General features: G+C 67.2%; 16 protein-coding genes. 11 read left to right on the top strand and 5 right to left on the bottom strand.

Annotated features, from left to right (window positions below; translation table 11 throughout):
- Positions 1 to 32 precede the first annotated feature (32 nt).
- Positions 33 to 2,159, bottom strand: a complete 2,127-nt coding sequence (gene pnp / locus HUK65_RS09940) for a polyribonucleotide nucleotidyltransferase (RefSeq protein WP_179906011.1) — start codon at positions 2,157 to 2,159, stop codon at positions 33 to 35.
- A 280-nt stretch (positions 2,160 to 2,439) separates the two neighbouring features.
- Between pnp and ilvD the strand changes: the two genes are divergently transcribed.
- Both ilvD and HUK65_RS09930 read left to right on the top strand, forming a co-directional pair.
- Positions 2,440 to 4,173, top strand: a complete 1,734-nt coding sequence (gene ilvD, locus HUK65_RS09935; RefSeq protein WP_179906010.1) for a dihydroxy-acid dehydratase — start codon at positions 2,440 to 2,442, stop codon at positions 4,171 to 4,173.
- A 28-nt stretch (positions 4,174 to 4,201) separates the two neighbouring features.
- Positions 4,202 to 4,792, top strand: a complete 591-nt coding sequence (locus HUK65_RS09930; RefSeq protein WP_179906009.1) for a hypothetical protein — start codon at positions 4,202 to 4,204, stop codon at positions 4,790 to 4,792.
- 123 nt (positions 4,793 to 4,915) lie between these two features.
- Here the strand turns inward: HUK65_RS09930 and HUK65_RS09925 are convergent, their stop codons facing one another.
- The 4 genes from HUK65_RS09925 to msrA all read right to left on the bottom strand — a co-directional run bounded on the left by HUK65_RS09925 (position 4,916) and on the right by msrA (position 8,223).
- Entirely contained in the window at positions 4,916 to 6,382 is a 1,467-nt protein-coding gene (locus HUK65_RS09925; RefSeq protein ID WP_179906008.1) for an inorganic phosphate transporter, read from the bottom strand.
- A gap of 74 nt (positions 6,383 to 6,456) precedes the next feature.
- Positions 6,457 to 6,966: an NUDIX hydrolase gene (locus HUK65_RS09920; RefSeq protein ID WP_235441878.1), complete on the bottom strand. Its 510-nt coding sequence runs from the start codon at positions 6,964 to 6,966 to the stop codon at positions 6,457 to 6,459.
- 12 nt (positions 6,967 to 6,978) lie between these two features.
- Positions 6,979 to 7,407, bottom strand: a complete 429-nt coding sequence (arfB, locus tag HUK65_RS09915) for an alternative ribosome rescue aminoacyl-tRNA hydrolase ArfB (protein WP_179906007.1) — start codon at positions 7,405 to 7,407, stop codon at positions 6,979 to 6,981.
- 159 nt (positions 7,408 to 7,566) lie between these two features.
- Complete coding sequence (gene msrA, locus HUK65_RS09910) at positions 7,567 to 8,223, bottom strand: peptide-methionine (S)-S-oxide reductase MsrA (protein ID WP_179906006.1); 657 nt, start codon at positions 8,221 to 8,223, stop codon at positions 7,567 to 7,569.
- 198 nt (positions 8,224 to 8,421) lie between these two features.
- On the opposite strand from msrA, the gene HUK65_RS09905 reads away from it, so the two are divergent.
- The 9 genes from HUK65_RS09905 (at position 8,422) to HUK65_RS09865 (ending at position 16,909) form a co-directional block, all read left to right on the top strand.
- Positions 8,422 to 9,528, top strand: a complete 1,107-nt coding sequence (locus tag HUK65_RS09905; RefSeq protein ID WP_179906005.1) for an AbrB family transcriptional regulator — start codon at positions 8,422 to 8,424, stop codon at positions 9,526 to 9,528.
- A gap of 39 nt (positions 9,529 to 9,567) precedes the next feature.
- Positions 9,568 to 10,002 carry a universal stress protein gene (locus HUK65_RS09900; protein ID WP_235441877.1) on the top strand — a complete coding sequence of 145 codons (435 nt, stop codon included), beginning with the start codon at positions 9,568 to 9,570 and terminating at the stop codon, positions 10,000 to 10,002.
- Positions 10,003 to 10,080: 78 nt separating this feature from the next.
- The gene (locus HUK65_RS09895; RefSeq protein WP_179906004.1) at positions 10,081 to 10,482 is read left to right on the top strand and encodes a universal stress protein; all 402 of its coding nucleotides are present in this window, start codon (positions 10,081 to 10,083) and stop codon (positions 10,480 to 10,482) included.
- A 146-nt stretch (positions 10,483 to 10,628) separates the two neighbouring features.
- Positions 10,629 to 11,597, top strand: coding sequence for an aspartate carbamoyltransferase catalytic subunit (locus tag HUK65_RS09890; protein ID WP_179906003.1), 969 nt, complete (start codon positions 10,629 to 10,631; stop codon positions 11,595 to 11,597).
- Entirely contained in the window at positions 11,590 to 12,060 is a 471-nt protein-coding gene (locus HUK65_RS09885) for a hypothetical protein (protein ID WP_179906002.1), read from the top strand. The genes HUK65_RS09890 and HUK65_RS09885 overlap by 8 nt, the downstream gene beginning before the upstream one ends.
- 190 nt (positions 12,061 to 12,250) lie before the next feature.
- Entirely contained in the window at positions 12,251 to 13,546 is a 1,296-nt protein-coding gene (pyrC, locus tag HUK65_RS09880) for a dihydroorotase (RefSeq protein WP_179906001.1), read from the top strand.
- A 3-nt stretch (positions 13,547 to 13,549) separates the two neighbouring features.
- Entirely contained in the window at positions 13,550 to 14,155 is a 606-nt protein-coding gene (gene plsY, locus HUK65_RS09875) for a glycerol-3-phosphate 1-O-acyltransferase PlsY (RefSeq protein WP_179906000.1), read from the top strand.
- A gap of 70 nt (positions 14,156 to 14,225) precedes the next feature.
- Positions 14,226 to 15,590, top strand: a complete 1,365-nt coding sequence (locus tag HUK65_RS09870) for a M16 family metallopeptidase (protein WP_235441876.1) — start codon at positions 14,226 to 14,228, stop codon at positions 15,588 to 15,590.
- The gene (locus HUK65_RS09865) at positions 15,587 to 16,909 is read left to right on the top strand and encodes a M16 family metallopeptidase (protein ID WP_407692428.1); all 1,323 of its coding nucleotides are present in this window, start codon (positions 15,587 to 15,589) and stop codon (positions 16,907 to 16,909) included. The genes HUK65_RS09870 and HUK65_RS09865 overlap by 4 nt, the downstream gene beginning before the upstream one ends.
- The last annotated feature ends 44 nt before the right edge of the window (positions 16,910 to 16,953 follow it).

The raw sequence follows: 16,953 nt of genomic DNA, 5'->3' as shown, positions 1-16,953 counted from the left end.
CGTATCAGGTGATGCTGCAGGAGCGTGGGGCCTCAGGCCTTTTCGCCCTGGATTTCCTCGCCGGTGGCCTGATCCACCATCTTCATGGCCAGCCGCACCTTGCCACGGTCATCGAAGCCCAGCAGCTTGACCTTGACCTCCTGGCCCTCCTTCAGCACGTCCGAAGGGTGGTTCAGGCGGCGGTTTTCGATCTGGGACACATGCACCAGCCCGTCGCGCTTGCCAAAGAAGTTCACGAAGGCGCCGAAATCCACCAGCTTGACCACGGTGCCGGTGTAGATCTTGCCGACCTCGGGCTCGGCCACGATCGAATGGATCATGTCATAGGCCTTCTGGATCGCCGCCTGGTCGCTGGAGGCGATCTTGATCACGCCATCGTCATTGATATCGACCTTGGCGCCCGAGACCTCGACGATCTCGCGGATGACCTTGCCCCCCGTTCCGATCACTTCGCGGATCTTGTCGGTGGGCACCTGCATGGTCTCGATCTTCGGCGCATACTGGCTGAAGCCCGAAGGCGCGGCCAGGGCCTTGTTCATCTCGGCCAGGATGTGCAGCCGGCCGTCCTTGGCCTGGGCGAGTGCCTTTTCCATGATATCAAAGGTGATGCCCGCGACCTTGATGTCCATCTGCAGGCTGGTGATGCCGTCTTCGGTGCCCGCGACCTTGAAATCCATGTCGCCCAGGTGGTCTTCATCGCCCAGAATGTCCGACAGCACGGCAAAGCGGCCGTCATCTTCCAGGATCAGACCCATGGCCACACCGGCCACCGGCGCCTTCAGCGGCACGCCCGCATCCATCATCGACAGCGACCCGCCGCAGACCGTGGCCATGGAACTGGAGCCGTTCGATTCCGTGATCTCGGAGACCAGGCGGATGGTGTAGGGGAAGTCCGTGGCCGCCGGCAGCACCGCCTGCAGCGCGCGCCAGGCCAGCTTGCCATGCCCGATTTCGCGCCGTCCCGGAGGGCCGAAGCGCCCCACTTCGCCCACCGAATAGGGGGGGAAGTTGTAATGCAGCAGGAAGTTCGACTTCCAGGTGCCGGTGAGCGCATCCATGAACTGCTCGTCATCGCCGGTGCCCAGGGTGGCCACGCAGAGCGATTGGGTTTCCCCGCGGGTAAACAGCGCGGACCCGTGGGTGCGCGGCAGAACGCCGGGTTCGCAGACGATGGGGCGGATGGTGGTGGTGTCGCGCCCGTCGATGCGCGGCGCGCCGTTGATGATGTCACCGCGCAGGATCGACGCTTCCAGCTTCTTGAACGCCGCGCCCAGGTTTTCATCCGCCAGCTGCTCTTCGCTCAGGCTGGCGCGGACGGCCTCACGCGCCGCCGAGATGGCGTTGGTGCGCTCCTGCTTGTCGCGCAGGGCAAAGGCGGCACGCATCAGCGGCTCGCCCTTTTCGCGCACGGCGGCGTAAAGCGCGGAATAATCCGCAGGCGTGAAGTCGAAGGGCTCTTTCGCGGCTTCCTCGGCCAGGTCGATGATCAGGTCGATCACCGGCTGATAGCGTTCATGGGCGAATTTCACCGCGCCCAGCATCTCGGCCTCGGACAGCTCATAGGCTTCGGATTCGACCATCATGACCGCATCCTTGGTCCCGGCCACCACCAGGTCCAGCTTCTGCTCGCCGTTCTCGCGCAGCTTGTGCATGTCCTCGCATTCGGGGTTCAGGACGTATTCACCATCCACGAAGCCCACGCGCGCCGCCCCGATCGGCCCCATGAAGGGCACGCCGGAAATGGTCAGCGCCGCCGATGCCGCGATCATGGCGACCATGTCGGGCTCGTTGACCAGATCGTGGCTCAGCACGGTGCAGATGACCAGCACTTCATGCTTGAAGCCATCGACGAAGAGCGGCCGGATGGGCCGGTCGATCAGCCGCGAGGTCAGGGTTTCCTTCTCGCTCGGCCGGGCCTCGCGCTTGAAGAAGCCGCCCGGGACCTTGCCTGCGGCGTAATAGCGTTCCTGGTAATGCACCGTGAGTGGAAAGAAATCCTGCCCCGGTTTCGCCTGCTTGGCAAAGGTCACATTGGCCATGACGCTGGTTTCGCCCAGCGTGGCGATGACCGAGCCATCGGCCTGACGGGCAACGCGCCCGGTTTCCAGCGTGAGCGTTTCCTGCCCCCACTGGATCGATTTCCTGGTGATGTTGAACATTCAGCGTATCCTCTGGGGAGCACTCCCGGCCCCTGCCGGGTCTCCCATGTCAATGGCGGCCCCATTGCCGCCGACCCCTCCTACCTTGCTTCGAACGCCGGGGTCCGGGCGTACCGTCTCAGATGCGCGCGCCATACAGGAAAATGCGCGCCAAGGGAAGCGGTGATCTGTGATGCGCCCCTGTCAGCCGGGCCTGCGGGCATTCGCGCTTGCCCCCCGGGTTTCGCCGCATTATCCCAAGTGCCAAGCCAGTATCGGGCCAGTTTTCGGGGAGGACCACATGAGCCAGAGCCGTTTCGACAAATCCCGCCTGCCGTCGCGCCATGTGACCGAAGGCCCGGCCCGCGCGCCGCATCGCAGCTATTTCTACGCCATGGGGATCTCCGAGGAGGAAATCCACCGCCCCTGGGTCGGCGTTGCCACCTGCTGGAACGAGGCCGCGCCCTGCAACATCGCGCTCAACCGTCAGGCGCAGGTGGTCAAGCACGGGGTCAAGATGGGGGGCGGCACCCCACGCGAGTTCACCACCATCACCGTCACCGACGGGATCGCCATGGGGCATGAGGGGATGCGCTCCAGCCTCGCCTCGCGCGAGGCGATTGCCGACACGGTGGAACTGACCATGCGCGGGCATTGCTATGATGCAATCGTCGGGCTGGCGGGCTGCGACAAGTCGCTGCCGGGGATGATGATGGCCATGGTCCGGCTGAACACGCCCTCGGTCTTCATCTATGGCGGGTCGATCCTGCCGGGGCGGCTGGATGGGCGCGACGTGACCGTGCAGGACGTGTTCGAGGCCGTGGGCCAGCATCAGGCCGGGAACTATTCCGACGCTGAGTTGGCAATCCTGGAGCGGGTGGCCTGCCCCAGCGCCGGGGCCTGTGGCGGGCAGTTCACCGCCAACACCATGGCCTGCGTCTCCGAGGCGATTGGCTTGGCGCTGCCCAATTCCAGCGGCGCGCCTGCACCCTATGAGTCGCGCGATCAGTATTGCGAAGCGTCGGGCGTGGCGGTGATGCATCTGATCGAAAAGAACATCCGCGCGCGCGACATCGTCACCCGCAAATCGCTGGAAAACGCCGCCCGCGTTGTGGCCTGCACCGGCGGGTCGACCAACGCAGGGCTGCACCTGCCCGCCATCGCGCATGAGGCGGGGATCGATTTCGACCTCTTTGATGTCTGCGACATCTTCCGCGACACGCCCTATTTCGTGGATCTGAAACCCGGTGGGCAGTTCGTGGCCAAGGACCTCTATGAGGCCGGTGGCGTCCCGGTGGTGATGAAGGAGCTGCGCAAGGCGGGCCTGATCCACGAGGATTGCATGACCGCCACGGGCCGCACCATGGGCGAGGAGCTGGATATCGTCACCCGCGAGGCCGATGGCCGCGTGATCTACCCCGCCGCCACGCCGATCACCAGGACCGGCGGCGTTGTCGGCCTGAAGGGCAATCTGGCCCCCGACGGCGCCATCGTGAAGGTTGCGGGCATGTCCGAGGAAGAGCAGGTCTTTACCGGTCCCGCCCGCGTGTTCGAGAGCGAAGAGGACGCCTTTGCCGCCGTCAAGGCGCGCGAATACCGCGATGGCGAGGTGATCGTCATCCGCAACGAAGGCCCCGCCGGCGGGCCGGGGATGCGCGAGATGCTGGCCACCACCGCCGCGATCAGCGGGCAGGGGCGCGGCAAGAAGGTGGCGCTGATCACCGACGGGCGGTTTTCCGGCGCCACGCGCGGGTTCTGCGTGGGCCATGTCGGCCCCGAGGCGGCGCATGGCGGCCCGATTGCGCTGCTGCGTGACGGCGATGTGATCACCATCAACGCGCTGACGGGGGAAATCTCGGTCGATCTGTCGGATGCGGAACTGGCCAGCCGCAAGGAGGCGTGGCCGGGGCCGCGCCCGACGATCTATGCCTCGGGGGCGCTGTGGAAATACGCGCAGCTGGTCGGTTCCACCCGCCTGGGCGCGGTGACCCATCCCGGTGCGGCCGCGGAAGCCCATGTCTACATGGATATCTGAGCGGTCCTGGCGCTGTCTCCGTCAGTCCGTGCTGATCGGAGCGGCGCTGGTCCTTTCAGGGTGTTTTGACATCGGGCGCTCGGTGCCGGACCTCAGCCGCGGCGGGACCGAAACCCGTGTGTTCCGTGATCCGGGCGGGCTGGCGATCACGGGGCCCTCGGGCTATTGCATCGACCCTGAGAACGCGGTCCGGCAGGCCGATGGTGGTTTTGTGCTGCTGGGGGGGTGCGATGTGCTGGCCGGTGCCCGCCGCGGACCGCGCCATCATGCCATCCTGAGTGCGACCTATGCGATGGTCGATGCCGGTATCGCAATACGGGACTATGCCAGTTTCCTTGACACGGCGCGCGGGCAGGCCATGCTCAGCCGCGCCGATGATGCGGCCACCATCACGGTGCTGGACCGGGATTTGCGGGGCGATGTGCTGTATCTGCACATCCGCGATACCAGCCCCAACGAAGGCGCCCGGCTGGCCGCCGAGCACTGGCGCGCCGCGCTGGTTGTGAACGGTCATGGGGTGATGCTGAGCGTCCATTCCACCGAAGCATCGCCGATTGCGCCTGCAGAGGGGCGCAGCAAGATCACGGCCTTTGTACGGGCGGTGCAGCGCGCGAACTGAGCGCGCGCGCATCCCGGTCGGTGCCGCGCCCCTGACCCATGTCGCAAGCGCCCCGAGGCGCACCCACCCACCCACCCTTGCGCCTCGGGGCGCTTTTGCCTGTGGCCTGGGTGTGTGAGGCGTTCAGAGGGCGATGCGGTTGAGCAGCAGGAACAACCCGGCCGAAAGGGTTGCCGCCATCGGCACGGTGACCACCCAGGCCGCGAGGATGGTCAGGAAATGCGCGCGGCGGACGACTTTGCGCCGTTTGCGTTCCTCGACGGGCATGGCGGGGTCCGTGCGGTTCTCGTTCAGCACGCGTTCATGGTACCACTCCCGAAAGAACCCGACGCCGAAGATCCCGCCAATGGCGATATGGGTGGAACTGACCGGCAGACCCAGCCATGACGCCAGGATCACCACCATCGCCGCCGCCAGCGCCACGCAATAGGCGCGCATGGCGTTCAGGCGCGTGATCTCGCTGCCGACCATGCGGATCAGCTTCGGCCCGAAGAGGATCAGCCCCACCGACAGGCCCAGCGCACCGATGGCCATGACCCAGAGCGGGATCTGCACCGCATCCGCCGACCCGCCGGCCTGGATGGCGTGCACGATCGCCGCCAGCGGCCCCACCGCGTTGGCCACGTCATTGGCGCCATGGGCAAAGGAGAGCAGCGCCGCCGAAAACACCAGCGGGATGGCAAACAGGCCCTTGAGCGATTTCTTGGAATTGTCCAGCCCCGTGCTCTGGCGCCGGATCACCGGGCGCATCACCGCCGTCAGCACCACGGCAACTGCCAGGCCGATCAGCACCGCGTTGCCGAAGCTGATCGCGATGACCTTGTCCAACCCCTTGATCGACAGATAGGTGGCAAAAGTCCCGCCCATGATGCCGATCAGCACCGGAACCCAGAGCCGCGCCGCGGCAATCCGGTCGGCGACATAGATGATCTTGACCTTGATGAAGGCCAGAAACAGCGCCGCGATCACGCCCCCCAGCACCGGTGAGACCACCCAGCTGGCCGCGATCCGGCCCATTGTGCCCCAGTTGACGGCGGCAAAGCCCGCCGCGGCGATGCCTGCGCCCATCACCCCGCCGACGATGGAATGGGTGGTGCTGACCGGGGCGCCGATCCAGGTGGCCAGGTTGATCCACAGCGCCCCGGCCAGAAGCGCCGCGAACATCGCCCAGATGAAGATCTGCGGCTCGGCCACCGATTCAGGCGCGATGATCCCGCGCGAGACGGTGCCCACCACCTCTCCCCCCGCCAGCAGCGCGCCGGCGGTTTCGCAGATGGCGGCCACCACCAGCGCCCCGCCCAGGGTCAGCGCCTTGGCGCCCACCGCGGGGCCCATGTTGTTGGCTACATCGTTGGCGCCGATATTCACCGCCATATAGGCGCCGACGATGGCCGCGGCGACCACCACGAACCCCAGCGGTTGCTGGCCAATGAACACGGCGGCGGCAATCCCCACCAGCATCATGAACACCAGCGCCAGTCCCGGCGCCACCAGCGGGCGCGAGACATATTGCGTTGCGCGCTCAAGCTGTCCGACGCGCCCGAGGTCCTTGTGGAGTGTCTTCCACGCCTTGTTCGAATGATCCGTCACCAGTCCGAATGCCCGTCGCTGCCCGATCTGTCCTTGCGCATAACGGTTTTATGACAGTCAGACAATGTGCGGGATCAGAGTCCGCCCAAGAGCTTTCGCAGATCCGGTTCGGTGACCATTTTTGCGGCCTTGTGCGGGTGCGTCCAGGTCCTGTCCCGAATATCGCTTTCGGGGAACCGGTCGCAGATTTCATCCACGATCAGGACAAAGACATCGGCGCGGCAGTCCAGTGTCATGCCGTCCTTCCGCAGCTTGCGATAGGTGAAGCTGCCGATGGGGTGGGTCGCCACGGTCCCGCGCACGCCGCCCTCTTCCCAGGCCTCGCGGGCGGCGGCCTCGGCCAGGGTCAGCCCCTCTTCGGGCCAGCCCTTGGGCAGGATCCAGCGCTTTGTGGTGAGGGTGCGCACCAGCAGGACCTCGGGCGTGTCATTGGGGCCCGGGCGCAGGCACAGCGCGGCGGCCTGCAGCATCATGGGCCGAAACAGCCCCCCGACCGAAGCGCTCTGCACGAAAGGCAGCGCCGGGCGGCGCAGCCTGCTGCCCATGTCCAGGGCATGATCGAGTCGCTTGTTGCGCAGTTTCATTGGGGGGCCTCTCTAACCGGTGCTGTCGGGCGTCACGCGCCCGCGCAGGGCCTTTTTTGCGCTGCGCTGAGTCTTCTGGTCCAGTCGCTTGCGGTCGGCGGATCGTGGCGGGCGGGTGCGGATGCGCGGGCGCGGGGGGGTCAGGGCGGCGCGGATCAGTTCGGCCAGCCGTTCGCGGGCGATCTCACGGTTGCGGGCCTGGCTGCGGGTGTCTTCGGCGCGGATGATCACGGCGCCGTCACTGGTCCAGCGACGCCCGGCCATACGCTTCAGCCGCGCCTTGACCGACGGCGCCAACTGCGGGCTGCGCGCGGCTTCGAAGCGCAGCTCCACCGCGGTGGACAGCTTGTTGACATTCTGTCCACCGGGCCCCGAGGCACGGGTGAACTGTTCGCTCAACTCCCAGTCCTGTATGGCAATGCCATTCGTGATCTGCAACATGTCAGTCCCCCGTGGTGCGGGTTATCCCCGCGCCACAGCCCCTGTTCGCTTTCGCCACATTATGTGGGTGTGCTTAAGATTTCTACAACAACCTGCTTGGCGTCAGGCGATTGCGCCGGGATGATGCAGCGTCGGCACATCGCCCGGCGGCGGCGCAGCTTACTTGCTGGCAAAGGGGGCGTCATCGCCCCAGAGTTCCAGAACCCGTGCGTCCCGCCCGCAGGAGTTGCGATACAGGCGATACGCGTTCTGCATCTGCCGTGGGCCGAAGCGGGTCATCACCAGGTCGGTGCTGTTGGCGTAGTTCTGGTGGTAGTCCTCGGCCTCGTAGAAGGGCATGGTGTCCCGCAGGGCCGTGACCACGGGCTGGCCCAGGTCGGCGGCGGCGCGGCGCAGGGCCTGCTCGGCGCTGTCGCGCTGGGCGGGGCCGTCGGCGAAGATGGCGGTGGTATAGTGGCGGCCACGGTCGCAGAACTGGCCGCCTGCATCCAGCGGATCGATGGAGCGCATGAACAGATGCAGAATCTGGTCATAGCTGATCTGCGCCGGGTCGAATTCGATCCGCGCGGCCTCCAGATGCCCGGTGCGGCCGCGTACCACGTCATCGTAGCTGGGGTTGACCTCCTCCCCGCCGGCGAAGCCCACGCGCACATCCACCACGCCCTCGACCCGCCGGAAATCGGATTCCACGCACCAGAAACAGCCGCCTGCGACCAGCGCGCTTTCGGTCTGTTGTGCGGCCGGGGCCGAGGGCAGGGCAACGGCAAGCACCAGCGCGGCCAGCGTCGACAGGATACGGGGGAGCGTCAGTGACATCGGCGGAGCCTCCTGCAATGCGATACGGTGGGAGTATAGGGCGCAGGGCGCGCCGGGCCATGCGCAAAGCCGTGAGCGCGCGCGGTGGCCGAAAGGGCAGGCGCGGTTGCATTCCGGCGCCTGCACGGGCTAATGCTGAAGGCGCCGGGGCCTGCCGGCACTGCTGCCGGTTTCATGGCGGCCGGGAAAACCATTGTGATGCAAGACCTTCTTCACCGTATCACCGCCGGGGTGCCGGCGCGCGTCTTTGGTGCGACCTTTGCGCTGGGGCTGCTGGGCGGGGCGGTGTTCCTGTGGATCGGGGTGCCTTTGGGCATGTTGATCGGCTCGCTGGTCTGTGTGGCCACGGCGGCGGCGGCGGGCCTGCGGGTCTTTGGCGCCTTGCCTGCGGTACCGATGCGCTGGCGCGATGTGCTGGTCCCGGTGATCGGTGTGGCCATCGGCGCCAGCGTCCCCGCCGATCCGCTGGCGCAGGCGGCGGGGTGGTGGGTGTCGTTGCTGGCGCTGCTGGCCTTTGTGCCGCTGGTGCATTGGGCGGGCTATCTGGCCTATCGGCGCATGGGGCGGATGGACCCGGTGACGGCGTTCTATGCCTCGATGCCCGGCGGGTTCATCGAGGCGCTGTCCATGGGCGAAAAAGCCGGGGCCGAGCCGCAGATGCTGGTCATGCTGCAGTTCACGCGGATCGTGCTGTGCATCATCTCGGTCCCCCTGGCCTTTGCGCTGGTCACGGGGCAGGCGGTGGGCAGCGGGTCGGGGCTGGTGCTGCCGGGTCAGGAGGACCCGCTGGGCGCGCTGGACGCGCTGACGCTGGTGGCCATGGCGGGGCTGGGCTGGTGGGGGGCGGTGCGGCTGCGCGTGCCCGCGCCGGTGCTCATTGGCCCCATGGCGCTGAGCGGGTTTGCCCATGCCATGGGCTGGATCCATGCCGCCCCGCCCGATTGGGCGATCCTGCTGACGCAATGGGTGATCGGCACCTCGTTGGGCACACGCTTTGCGGGAATGGCGCCGGGGCGGCTGTGGCTGGCGCTGCGCCTGGCCACACTTTACGTGGTGGCGGCCATGGGGCTGGCGGTGGCCATCGCGCTGGCGCTCTCCGGGCCGGTGGGCGAGCCTGTGCCCGCGGTGATCCTGGCCTTTGCGCCGGGGGGGATCTCGGAAATGTCGCTGGTGGCCCTGTCTTTGCAGATGGGCGCTGTTTATGTGACCCTGCATCATCTGTTGCGGATCGTGCTGGCGGTTCTGTTCGCGCGCGCGGGCGCATCGCTGATGCCCGGAGTTGCAGACCGGCAATCCTGTCGGTGATGTGACCTGAATCAAGGACATGATCGGCATCTGTGATGCATGATCCTGCCCTGTCTGGAGGAAAAGATGTATCACCATTTACTCGTGCCGGTCGCCTATGAGCCTGACAGGCCCTTTCGCCCTGCACTGACCGTGGCGCGCAAGCTGGCCGCCCCCGGGGCGCGGCTGACGCTGCTGCATGTGATCGAGGAGGCCCCCGCCTTTGCCATCGATTACCTGCCGGATGGCTGGCGTGAGGATCTGCGCCGCGCGATCGAGGCCGACCTGGCCGCGCAGTTGGCGGTGATCGACAATGGCCAGGTGATCGTGTCCGAAGGCAACCCGGGCCGGGTGATCCTGGACTGGGCGCGCGACAACGAGGTGGACTGCATTGTCATGCCCTCGCACCGGTTGGGCGTGCAGGACATGCTGCTGGGCTCGACCTCGTCGCGGGTAGTGCGCGATGCAGGCTGTGCGGTGCATGTGCTGCGCTGATCGGCGGGGGCGGCAAGGCGCAACCAGCTTGCGCCCGCTGCGTTGAAGCGATCAAGGAATGACCAAGGAGGAGGACCCATGTACAAGAACATCCTGATCCCGCTGGCCTATGAGCCCGGGCACCCGGCCAAGGCGGAAATCGCCGCGGCGCGGTCGCTGGCCGCGCCGGGGGCCAAGCTGACCCTGCTGCACATCATGGACCCGGTGCCGAAATTCGCCGCCGCCCATCTGCCGGACTCTGCCCGCGCCGAGATGCGCAACACCATCGAACATGACCTGCAGCGCCATGCCGATACCCTGCTGGGCGCCGAAATCCGCATTATCGATGGCGAGCCCGGGCGCCAGATCATCGCGCAGGCCACCGAACTGGGCGCCGATTGCATCGTCATGGCCAGCCATCGCACCCACAAGGGCGAGTATGGCTCCACCACCGCGCGTGTGGTCCGCCATGCGCCCTGCACCGTGCATCTTCTGCGCTGAGGCACGGGTCCTGATCCCCATGCGCGCGGGTTCCGCGGGGGGCAAGGCCGCGCCACATCCGGCGGGCCCGCAGTCCTTCGCGGGTCCGATCCCGCTTGCCCGTCCCGGCCGCTGTTCCTATAACCGCAGGGACATCCGGGGGGCACATGACATTCAACGGCGCGCATTTTCTGGGCATCGACGGGCTGCGGCCGGATGAAATCACGGCGCTTCTGGATCTGGCCGAACGCTATGTGGCGCTGAACCGCTCTGCCAGCAAGCATTCGGATGCGCTGGCGGGCATGACCCAGATCAACATGTTCTTCGAAGCCTCAACCCGCACGCAGGCCAGTTTCGAACTGGCGGGCAAGCGGATGGGGGCGGATGTGATGAACATGTCCATGGCCAGCTCCAGCCTGAAGAAGGGCGAGACGCTGATCGACACGGCGCTGACCCTGAACGCCATGCACCCGGATCTTCTGGTGGTGCGCCATCCGCTGTCAGGGGCGGTGGATCTGCTGGCGCAGAAGGTCAATTGCGCGGTGATCAACGCCGGGGACGGGCGGCACGAACACCCCACCCAGGCGCTGCTGGACGCGCTGACCATCCGGCGCGCCAAGGGGCGGCTGCACCGGCTGGTGGTGGCGATCTGCGGGGATATCGCGCACAGCCGGGTGGCGCGGTCGAACATCCTGCTGCTCAACCGCATGGAAAGCCGGGTGCGGCTGGTGGGGCCGCCCACGCTGATGCCCGCCGGGGCCGCCGATTGGGGCTGCGAAATCCATGACGACATGCGCGCGGGGCTGGAGGATGCGGATGTGGTGATGATGCTGCGCCTGCAGAAGGAGCGCATGGACGGCGGTTTCATCCCGTCCGAGCGCGAGTATTTCGACCGCTACGGGCTGGATGCCGAAAAGCTGGCCTGCGCCAAGCCCGATGCCATCGTCATGCACCCGGGGCCGATGAACCGCGGGGTCGAGATCGATGGGATGATCGCCGATGACATCAACCGTTCTGTCATTCAGGAACAGGTAGAGATGGGCGTGGCGGTGCGCATGGCGGTCATGGACCGGCTGGCCGCGACCCTGCGCGACGCGCGCCAGCGCGAACGGCTGCGGAGTAGCGTCGATGGCTGAGCGGATCCCGGCGGCCCGCGCCGCCGATACGGTGCTGGAACTGGAAAAGGGCGAAAAGCGGCTTATCGACATCCGCTCGGACCGCGGCACCTATCTGCGCGACCATCTGGTGCTGGCGATCCTGGGCATGGGGCTGGTGGGGATGGTGCTTGCGGTGATCGGCTCGGACCACTGGTTCATCGGTTCGCTGGGTGCGGTGCTGGCGCTGGCGGCGCGCGGGGCCTACCTTTATTCCGAACAGATGGGTGTGCATTGGGTCCTGACCAACCGCCGCCTGGTGGGGCCTGGGGGGCGGGCCATCTATTTGCTGGAACTCATCACCGTGCGGCGGTTGTTCGGCGATGTGCAACTGGTCACCCGCGCCGGCGACAAACATCTGATCAAGCATGTGGCGGGGGCCGAGGATGTGGTGGAGACCATCCTGCGGACCCGCGACCGGCGTGCGAAACGGGCAGGGGCTTGACGGGGCGTGCCCTTGTGGAAGGTGAACGCCCGTGGGGGCGTGGGCGGCTTGGGTATTCCTGGCAAGACGAAGCAGCGAAGGTGGGCCTGACGCCCATGGGACGTTCCGGCCGGGTTGGAGCAGTCTTGGGGGCTAGGCGGGGCAATGTGGGTTTGAGGTTCTGGCGCGGGACGGAAAGAGTGGGGCGGCGATGACGCTTTGGTTTGTCAATGCACGGCTGATCGACCCCGAAGCGGGGGTGGACTATCCGGGGGCGGTCCGTGTCGAAGGCGCGGCGATCACCGAGGTGCTGGCCGAAAACATGCCGCAGGGCGCGCATGAGGGCGGGGGCCGGGTGATCGATTGCGCGGGCCGGTGCCTGGCGCCGGGGATCGTGGACATGGGCGTGCAGGTGGGGGAGCCGGGCGCGCGCCATGTTGAAAGCTTCCGGTCCGCGGGCCGGGCGGCAGTGGCAGGGGGCGTAACCACCATCATTGCGCGCCCGGACACCGACCCGCCGATCGACACCCCCGAGGTGCTGGAATTCGTCACCCGCCGCGCCGAGGCGCAGACCCCGGTACGGATCCGGCATATGGCGGCGCTGACGCGCGCGCGCGCCGGGCGCGAGATGGCCGAGATCGGATTTCTGAGCGATGCCGGTGCGGTGGCGTTTTCGGACGGATCGCGGGTGGTCGCGGATACGCGCGTCCTGGCGCGCTGTCTGACCTATGCCCGCGGTCTGGGAGTGTTGGTTATGGGGCATCCGCAGGACCCGGGCCTGTCGCAGGGGGCCTGTGCGACCAGCGGCAAGTTTGCCTCGCTCAAGGGGTTGCCGGGGGTGTCGCCCATGGCCGAGCGGATGGGCTTTGACCGCGACATGGCGCTGGTGGAGATGACGGGCGTGGCCTATCACGCCGATCAGGTGACCTGCGCGCGGACCCTTCCACCGCTGGAACGCGCGCGGCGCAACGGGCTGGACGTGACAGCGGGTGTCTCCATCCATCATCTGACGCTGAACGAGTTCGATCTGGCCGATTACCGGACCTTCTTCAAGCTGACCCCGCCGCTGCGGTCCGAGGATGACCGGCTGGCGGTGGTGGAGGCGGTGGCCGCGGGGGTGATCGATGTGATCTGTTCGATGCACACCCCGGCGGACGAGGAATCGAAGCGCCTGCCCTTTGAAGCCGCCGCCGCGGGTGCGGTGGGGTTGGAAACGCTTCTGCCGGCAGCGATGCGGCTTTATCATGCCGGGGCGTTGAGCCTGCCGCAGCTCTGGCGTGCGATGTCGCTGAACCCGGCGCGGCGGCTGGGGCTGCCGGGGGGGCGGTTGGCGGCGGGGGCGCCGGCGGATCTGGTGCTGTTTGACCCTGATGCGCCCTTTGTGCTGGACCGTTTTGCGCTGCACTCCAAGGCCAAGAACACGCCGTTTGACGGGGCACGGATGGAGGGGCGGGTGCTGGGCACCTGGATCGGCGGCGCGCAGGTCTTTCCCTTCGCGGAGGCGTAACCCATGCCGGAATTGCTGACACCGCTCTGGCTGATCGGGCTTCTGGGTCTGCTGGGCTATGTGCTGGGTTCGGTCGCCTTCGGTCCGCTGGTGGCGCGGGCGATGGGGTTGGGGGATCTGCGGGGGATCGGGTCCGGCAATATTGGCGCGACCAATGTGCTGCGCACGGGCAGCAAGGCGGCGGCGGCGCTGACGCTGGTTCTGGACGGGGCAAAGGGGGCGTTGGCGGTGGGGCTGGGCTGGGCGCTGGCGGGGCAGGACGCGGCGCAGGCGGCAGGGCTGGCGGCCTTCCTGGGTCATCTGTTCCCGGTGTTTCTGGCCTTTCGCGGCGGCAAGGGTGTGGCGACCTGGCTGGGGGTGGCGCTGGTGCTGGCCTGGCCCGTGGGGCTGGCGGCCTGTGCGCTCTGGGCCGCGGTGTTTGCGGCCACGCGGATATCCTCGCTGGCGGCGCTGGTGGCGGCGGGGCTGGCGCCGCTGGTGGCGCTGGGCACGGGGCAGGGGGATGCGCTGGTCCTGTTGCTGGCCATGGCGGGGCTGATCTTCTGGAGCCACCGCAGCAATATTTCGCGGCTGCTTTCAGGGACCGAGCCGCGTTTCACCCGGCGCTGAACACCTCTCACGTTCGCGTAGGGCGGGTTGATCCTGGCAGCGGGGCGCATACTGTCGCTTCAAGGCTGACATGGAGGGTTTTCTGGTGTTTCTGCGCGTCTCGCTTGTGGCAGTGCTGCTGCTGGCCCGTCCGTTGTGGGCGGACCCGGTCAGCCATTTCACCCTGGACAACGGGCTGGAGGTTGTCGTGGTCGAAGACCGCCGCGCCCCTGTGGCCGTGCATATGGTCTGGTATCGCGCGGGGGCGGCGGATGAACCGCCGGGCCGTTCGGGGATCGCGCATTTCCTGGAGCACCTGATGTTCAAGGGCACCGACACGCGCGCGCCGGGTGAATTCTCGGCCGTGGTCGAAGCCCAGGGCGGGCGGGACAATGCCTTTGTCAGCTATGATTTTACCGGGTATTTCCAGCGCGTGGCCTCGGACCGGCTGGAGCTGATGATGGAGATGGAGGCCGACCGCATGGCCAATCTATCCTTCACCGAGGCCGAATGGCTGCCCGAGCGCGGCGTGATCCTGGAAGAGCGCGGGCAGGTGCTGGAAAGCCGCCCCGGCGCGCAGCTCAACGAACAGATGCGCGCGGCGCTGTTCCAGAACCACCCCTACGGCGTGCCCATCATCGGCTGGCGCCACGAAATGGCGGACCTGACCGGCGATCACGCCATGGAGTTCTATGACCGCCATTATGGCCCCAATAACGCCATTCTGGTGGTGGCGGGTGATGTGAGCGCCGAAGAGGTGCTGGCACTGGCCGAAACCCATTACGGCCCCATCCCGCCCAACCCCAATGTCCAGCCCGTGGCCCGCCCCATGGAGCCACCGCACCTGGCCGAACGGCGCCTGGTGCTGGAGGATGCCCGCGCCGGTCAGCCCTATGTCAGCCGCATGTATCTGGCCCCCGTGCGCCAGAGCGGCGATCAGGCCGAAGCCGCAGCCCTGCAGATGCTGGCCGCGCTGCTGGGGGGCAGTTCGCGCACCTCGGTGCTGGAGCGCGCGCTGGTGATCGACGAAGGCATCGCGCTGTCGGCCTGGGCGGGCTACAACGGCACGGCGCGGGATTACGGCATTTTCAACCTGGGCATCGCGCCTGCCGATGGCATCACCCTGGACGAGGCCGAGGATGCCCTGGACCGGGTTGTGGCCGAATTCCTGGAAACCGGCCCGGATGAGGCCGCGCTGGAGCGGGTGCGCGTGCAGATCCGCGCCTCGGAAATCTATGGCATGGATGACGCCAATGCCCGGGCGCGCGAATTCGGCACGGCGCTGAGCGTGGGCCTGACGGTCGATGATGTCGAAGGCTGGCTGGACGCGCTGCTGGCGGTCGAGGCCGAGGACATCATGGCCGCCGCCGAAAGCGTGCTGGACCGCCGCCACGCCGTCACCGGCTGGCTGACCCCGCCCCTGATGGATGACGCGCAAGAGGAGTTGATCCAATGATCCGGTCCATGATCCACCGGGCCGCGCTGGGCTGCGCGCTGACCCTTTTCGCCGCACTGCCGCTGCGGGCGGAAATCGACATCACCGAAGTGACCACCCCCGCCGGTTTCACCGCCTGGCTGGTGCAGGATGACGCCATCCCCTTTGTGGCGCTGGATGTGCATTTCCGCGGCGGCGCCAGTATCGAGCCGCCCGAGCAGGCGGGCGCCGTGAACCTGATGACCGCGCTTCTTGGCGACGGGGCAGGCGATCTGGACGGGCAGGCCTTCGCCGAGGCGCGCGAGGAGCTGGGCGCACGGATCAGCTTTTCCTCGGGCCGGGATTCGGTCAGCCTGTCGGCGCGCCTGCTGACCGAAAACCGAGAAGAGGCCCAGGCCCTGATCCGGCTGGCCCTGCATGAGCCGCGATTTGACGCCGACGCCATTGAGCGCGCGCGCGGCCGCGTGATCTCAAGCCTGCGCAGCGATGCGGTGAACCCCAACAGTATCGCCGGGCAGGAATTCGCGCGCCTTGCCTTCGGCGATCATCCCTATGGCCGTTCCAGCGACGGCACACCGGAAACCGTGGCCGCGCTTGATGCCGATGCCCTGCGCGCAATGCACCGCGCTGCCCTCACCCGGGACCGGGTCCATATCGGTGCCGCAGGCGATATCGCGCCCGAAGAGCTGGCCGCGCTCGTGGACTACCTGCTGGCTGATCTGCCGGTGGCCGACACGCCACTGCCAGACCGGGCGGAGTTCATTGGCGCTCCCGGCGTGCATGAGGTGCCCTTCGATGGCCCGCAGACGGTGATTTCCTTCGGTCATGCCGGGATTGCGCGCGATGACCCGGATTTCCTGGCTGCTTTCGTGGTGAATGAGGCCTTTGGCGGCGGGCGGTTCGGCACCCGGCTCATGCGCTCCCTGCGTGAGGAACGCGGCCTGACCTATGGCGTGGGCAGCTTCCTGGCCACCGGCGCGCTGGGCGAAAGCTATCAGGGCCGACTGTCCACCGATCCGCAGCATGTGTCCCAGGTTCTGGACATTCTGCGCGACGAATGGCGCGCCATGGCCGAAGACGGCATCACCGAGGATGAAGCCGCCCGCGTGCGCACCTATCTGACCGGCGCCTATCCGCTGCGGTTTGACGGCAATGCCTCCATTGCCTCGATCATGGCCTCCATGCAGTTCCAGGGGTTCGATATCGACTATGTGAATATCCGCAATGACCTGATCGAGGCGCTCACCCTCGATGACCTCAACACCATGGCCGCGCGGCTCTTTGACCCTGAAGCGCTGACCTTTGTGGTCGTCGGCGGTCCGGGCGCCGAGACGAACTGAACCCGGCACGCCGCATGGTGCGCGCCGATGCAATCCCGGCGCGC

The sequence above is a fragment of the Rhabdonatronobacter sediminivivens genome (genome assembly GCF_013415485.1).
GTDB lineage: Bacteria > Pseudomonadota > Alphaproteobacteria > Rhodobacterales > Rhodobacteraceae > Rhabdonatronobacter > Rhabdonatronobacter sediminivivens.
The sequence above is the reverse complement of the archived record's forward strand: the minus strand, read 5'-3'. Positions and strand labels throughout refer to the sequence as shown.

Excerpts from the sequence above, each read along its gene's own strand:
- pnp (WP_179906011.1), bottom strand. The coding sequence starts at position 2,159 with ATGTTCAACATCACCAGGAAATCGATCCAGTGGGGGCAGGAAACGCTC.
- ilvD (WP_179906010.1), top strand. The coding sequence starts at position 2,440 with ATGAGCCAGAGCCGTTTCGACAAATCCCGCCTGCCGTCGCGCCATGTG.
- HUK65_RS09920 (WP_235441878.1), bottom strand. The coding sequence starts at position 6,966 with ATGAAACTGCGCAACAAGCGACTCGATCATGCCCTGGACATGGGCAGC.
- arfB (WP_179906007.1), bottom strand. The coding sequence starts at position 7,407 with ATGTTGCAGATCACGAATGGCATTGCCATACAGGACTGGGAGTTGAGC.
- msrA (WP_179906006.1), bottom strand. The coding sequence starts at position 8,223 with ATGTCACTGACGCTCCCCCGTATCCTGTCGACGCTGGCCGCGCTGGTG.
- HUK65_RS09905 (WP_179906005.1), top strand. The coding sequence starts at position 8,422 with ATGCAAGACCTTCTTCACCGTATCACCGCCGGGGTGCCGGCGCGCGTC.
- HUK65_RS09900 (WP_235441877.1), top strand. The coding sequence starts at position 9,568 with ATGATCCTGCCCTGTCTGGAGGAAAAGATGTATCACCATTTACTCGTG.
- HUK65_RS09895 (WP_179906004.1), top strand. The coding sequence starts at position 10,081 with ATGTACAAGAACATCCTGATCCCGCTGGCCTATGAGCCCGGGCACCCG.
- HUK65_RS09890 (WP_179906003.1), top strand. The coding sequence starts at position 10,629 with ATGACATTCAACGGCGCGCATTTTCTGGGCATCGACGGGCTGCGGCCG.
- HUK65_RS09885 (WP_179906002.1), top strand. The coding sequence starts at position 11,590 with ATGGCTGAGCGGATCCCGGCGGCCCGCGCCGCCGATACGGTGCTGGAA.
- pyrC (WP_179906001.1), top strand. The coding sequence starts at position 12,251 with ATGACGCTTTGGTTTGTCAATGCACGGCTGATCGACCCCGAAGCGGGG.
- plsY (WP_179906000.1), top strand. The coding sequence starts at position 13,550 with ATGCCGGAATTGCTGACACCGCTCTGGCTGATCGGGCTTCTGGGTCTG.
- HUK65_RS09870 (WP_235441876.1), top strand. The coding sequence starts at position 14,226 with ATGGAGGGTTTTCTGGTGTTTCTGCGCGTCTCGCTTGTGGCAGTGCTG.
- HUK65_RS09865 (WP_407692428.1), top strand. The coding sequence starts at position 15,587 with ATGATCCGGTCCATGATCCACCGGGCCGCGCTGGGCTGCGCGCTGACC.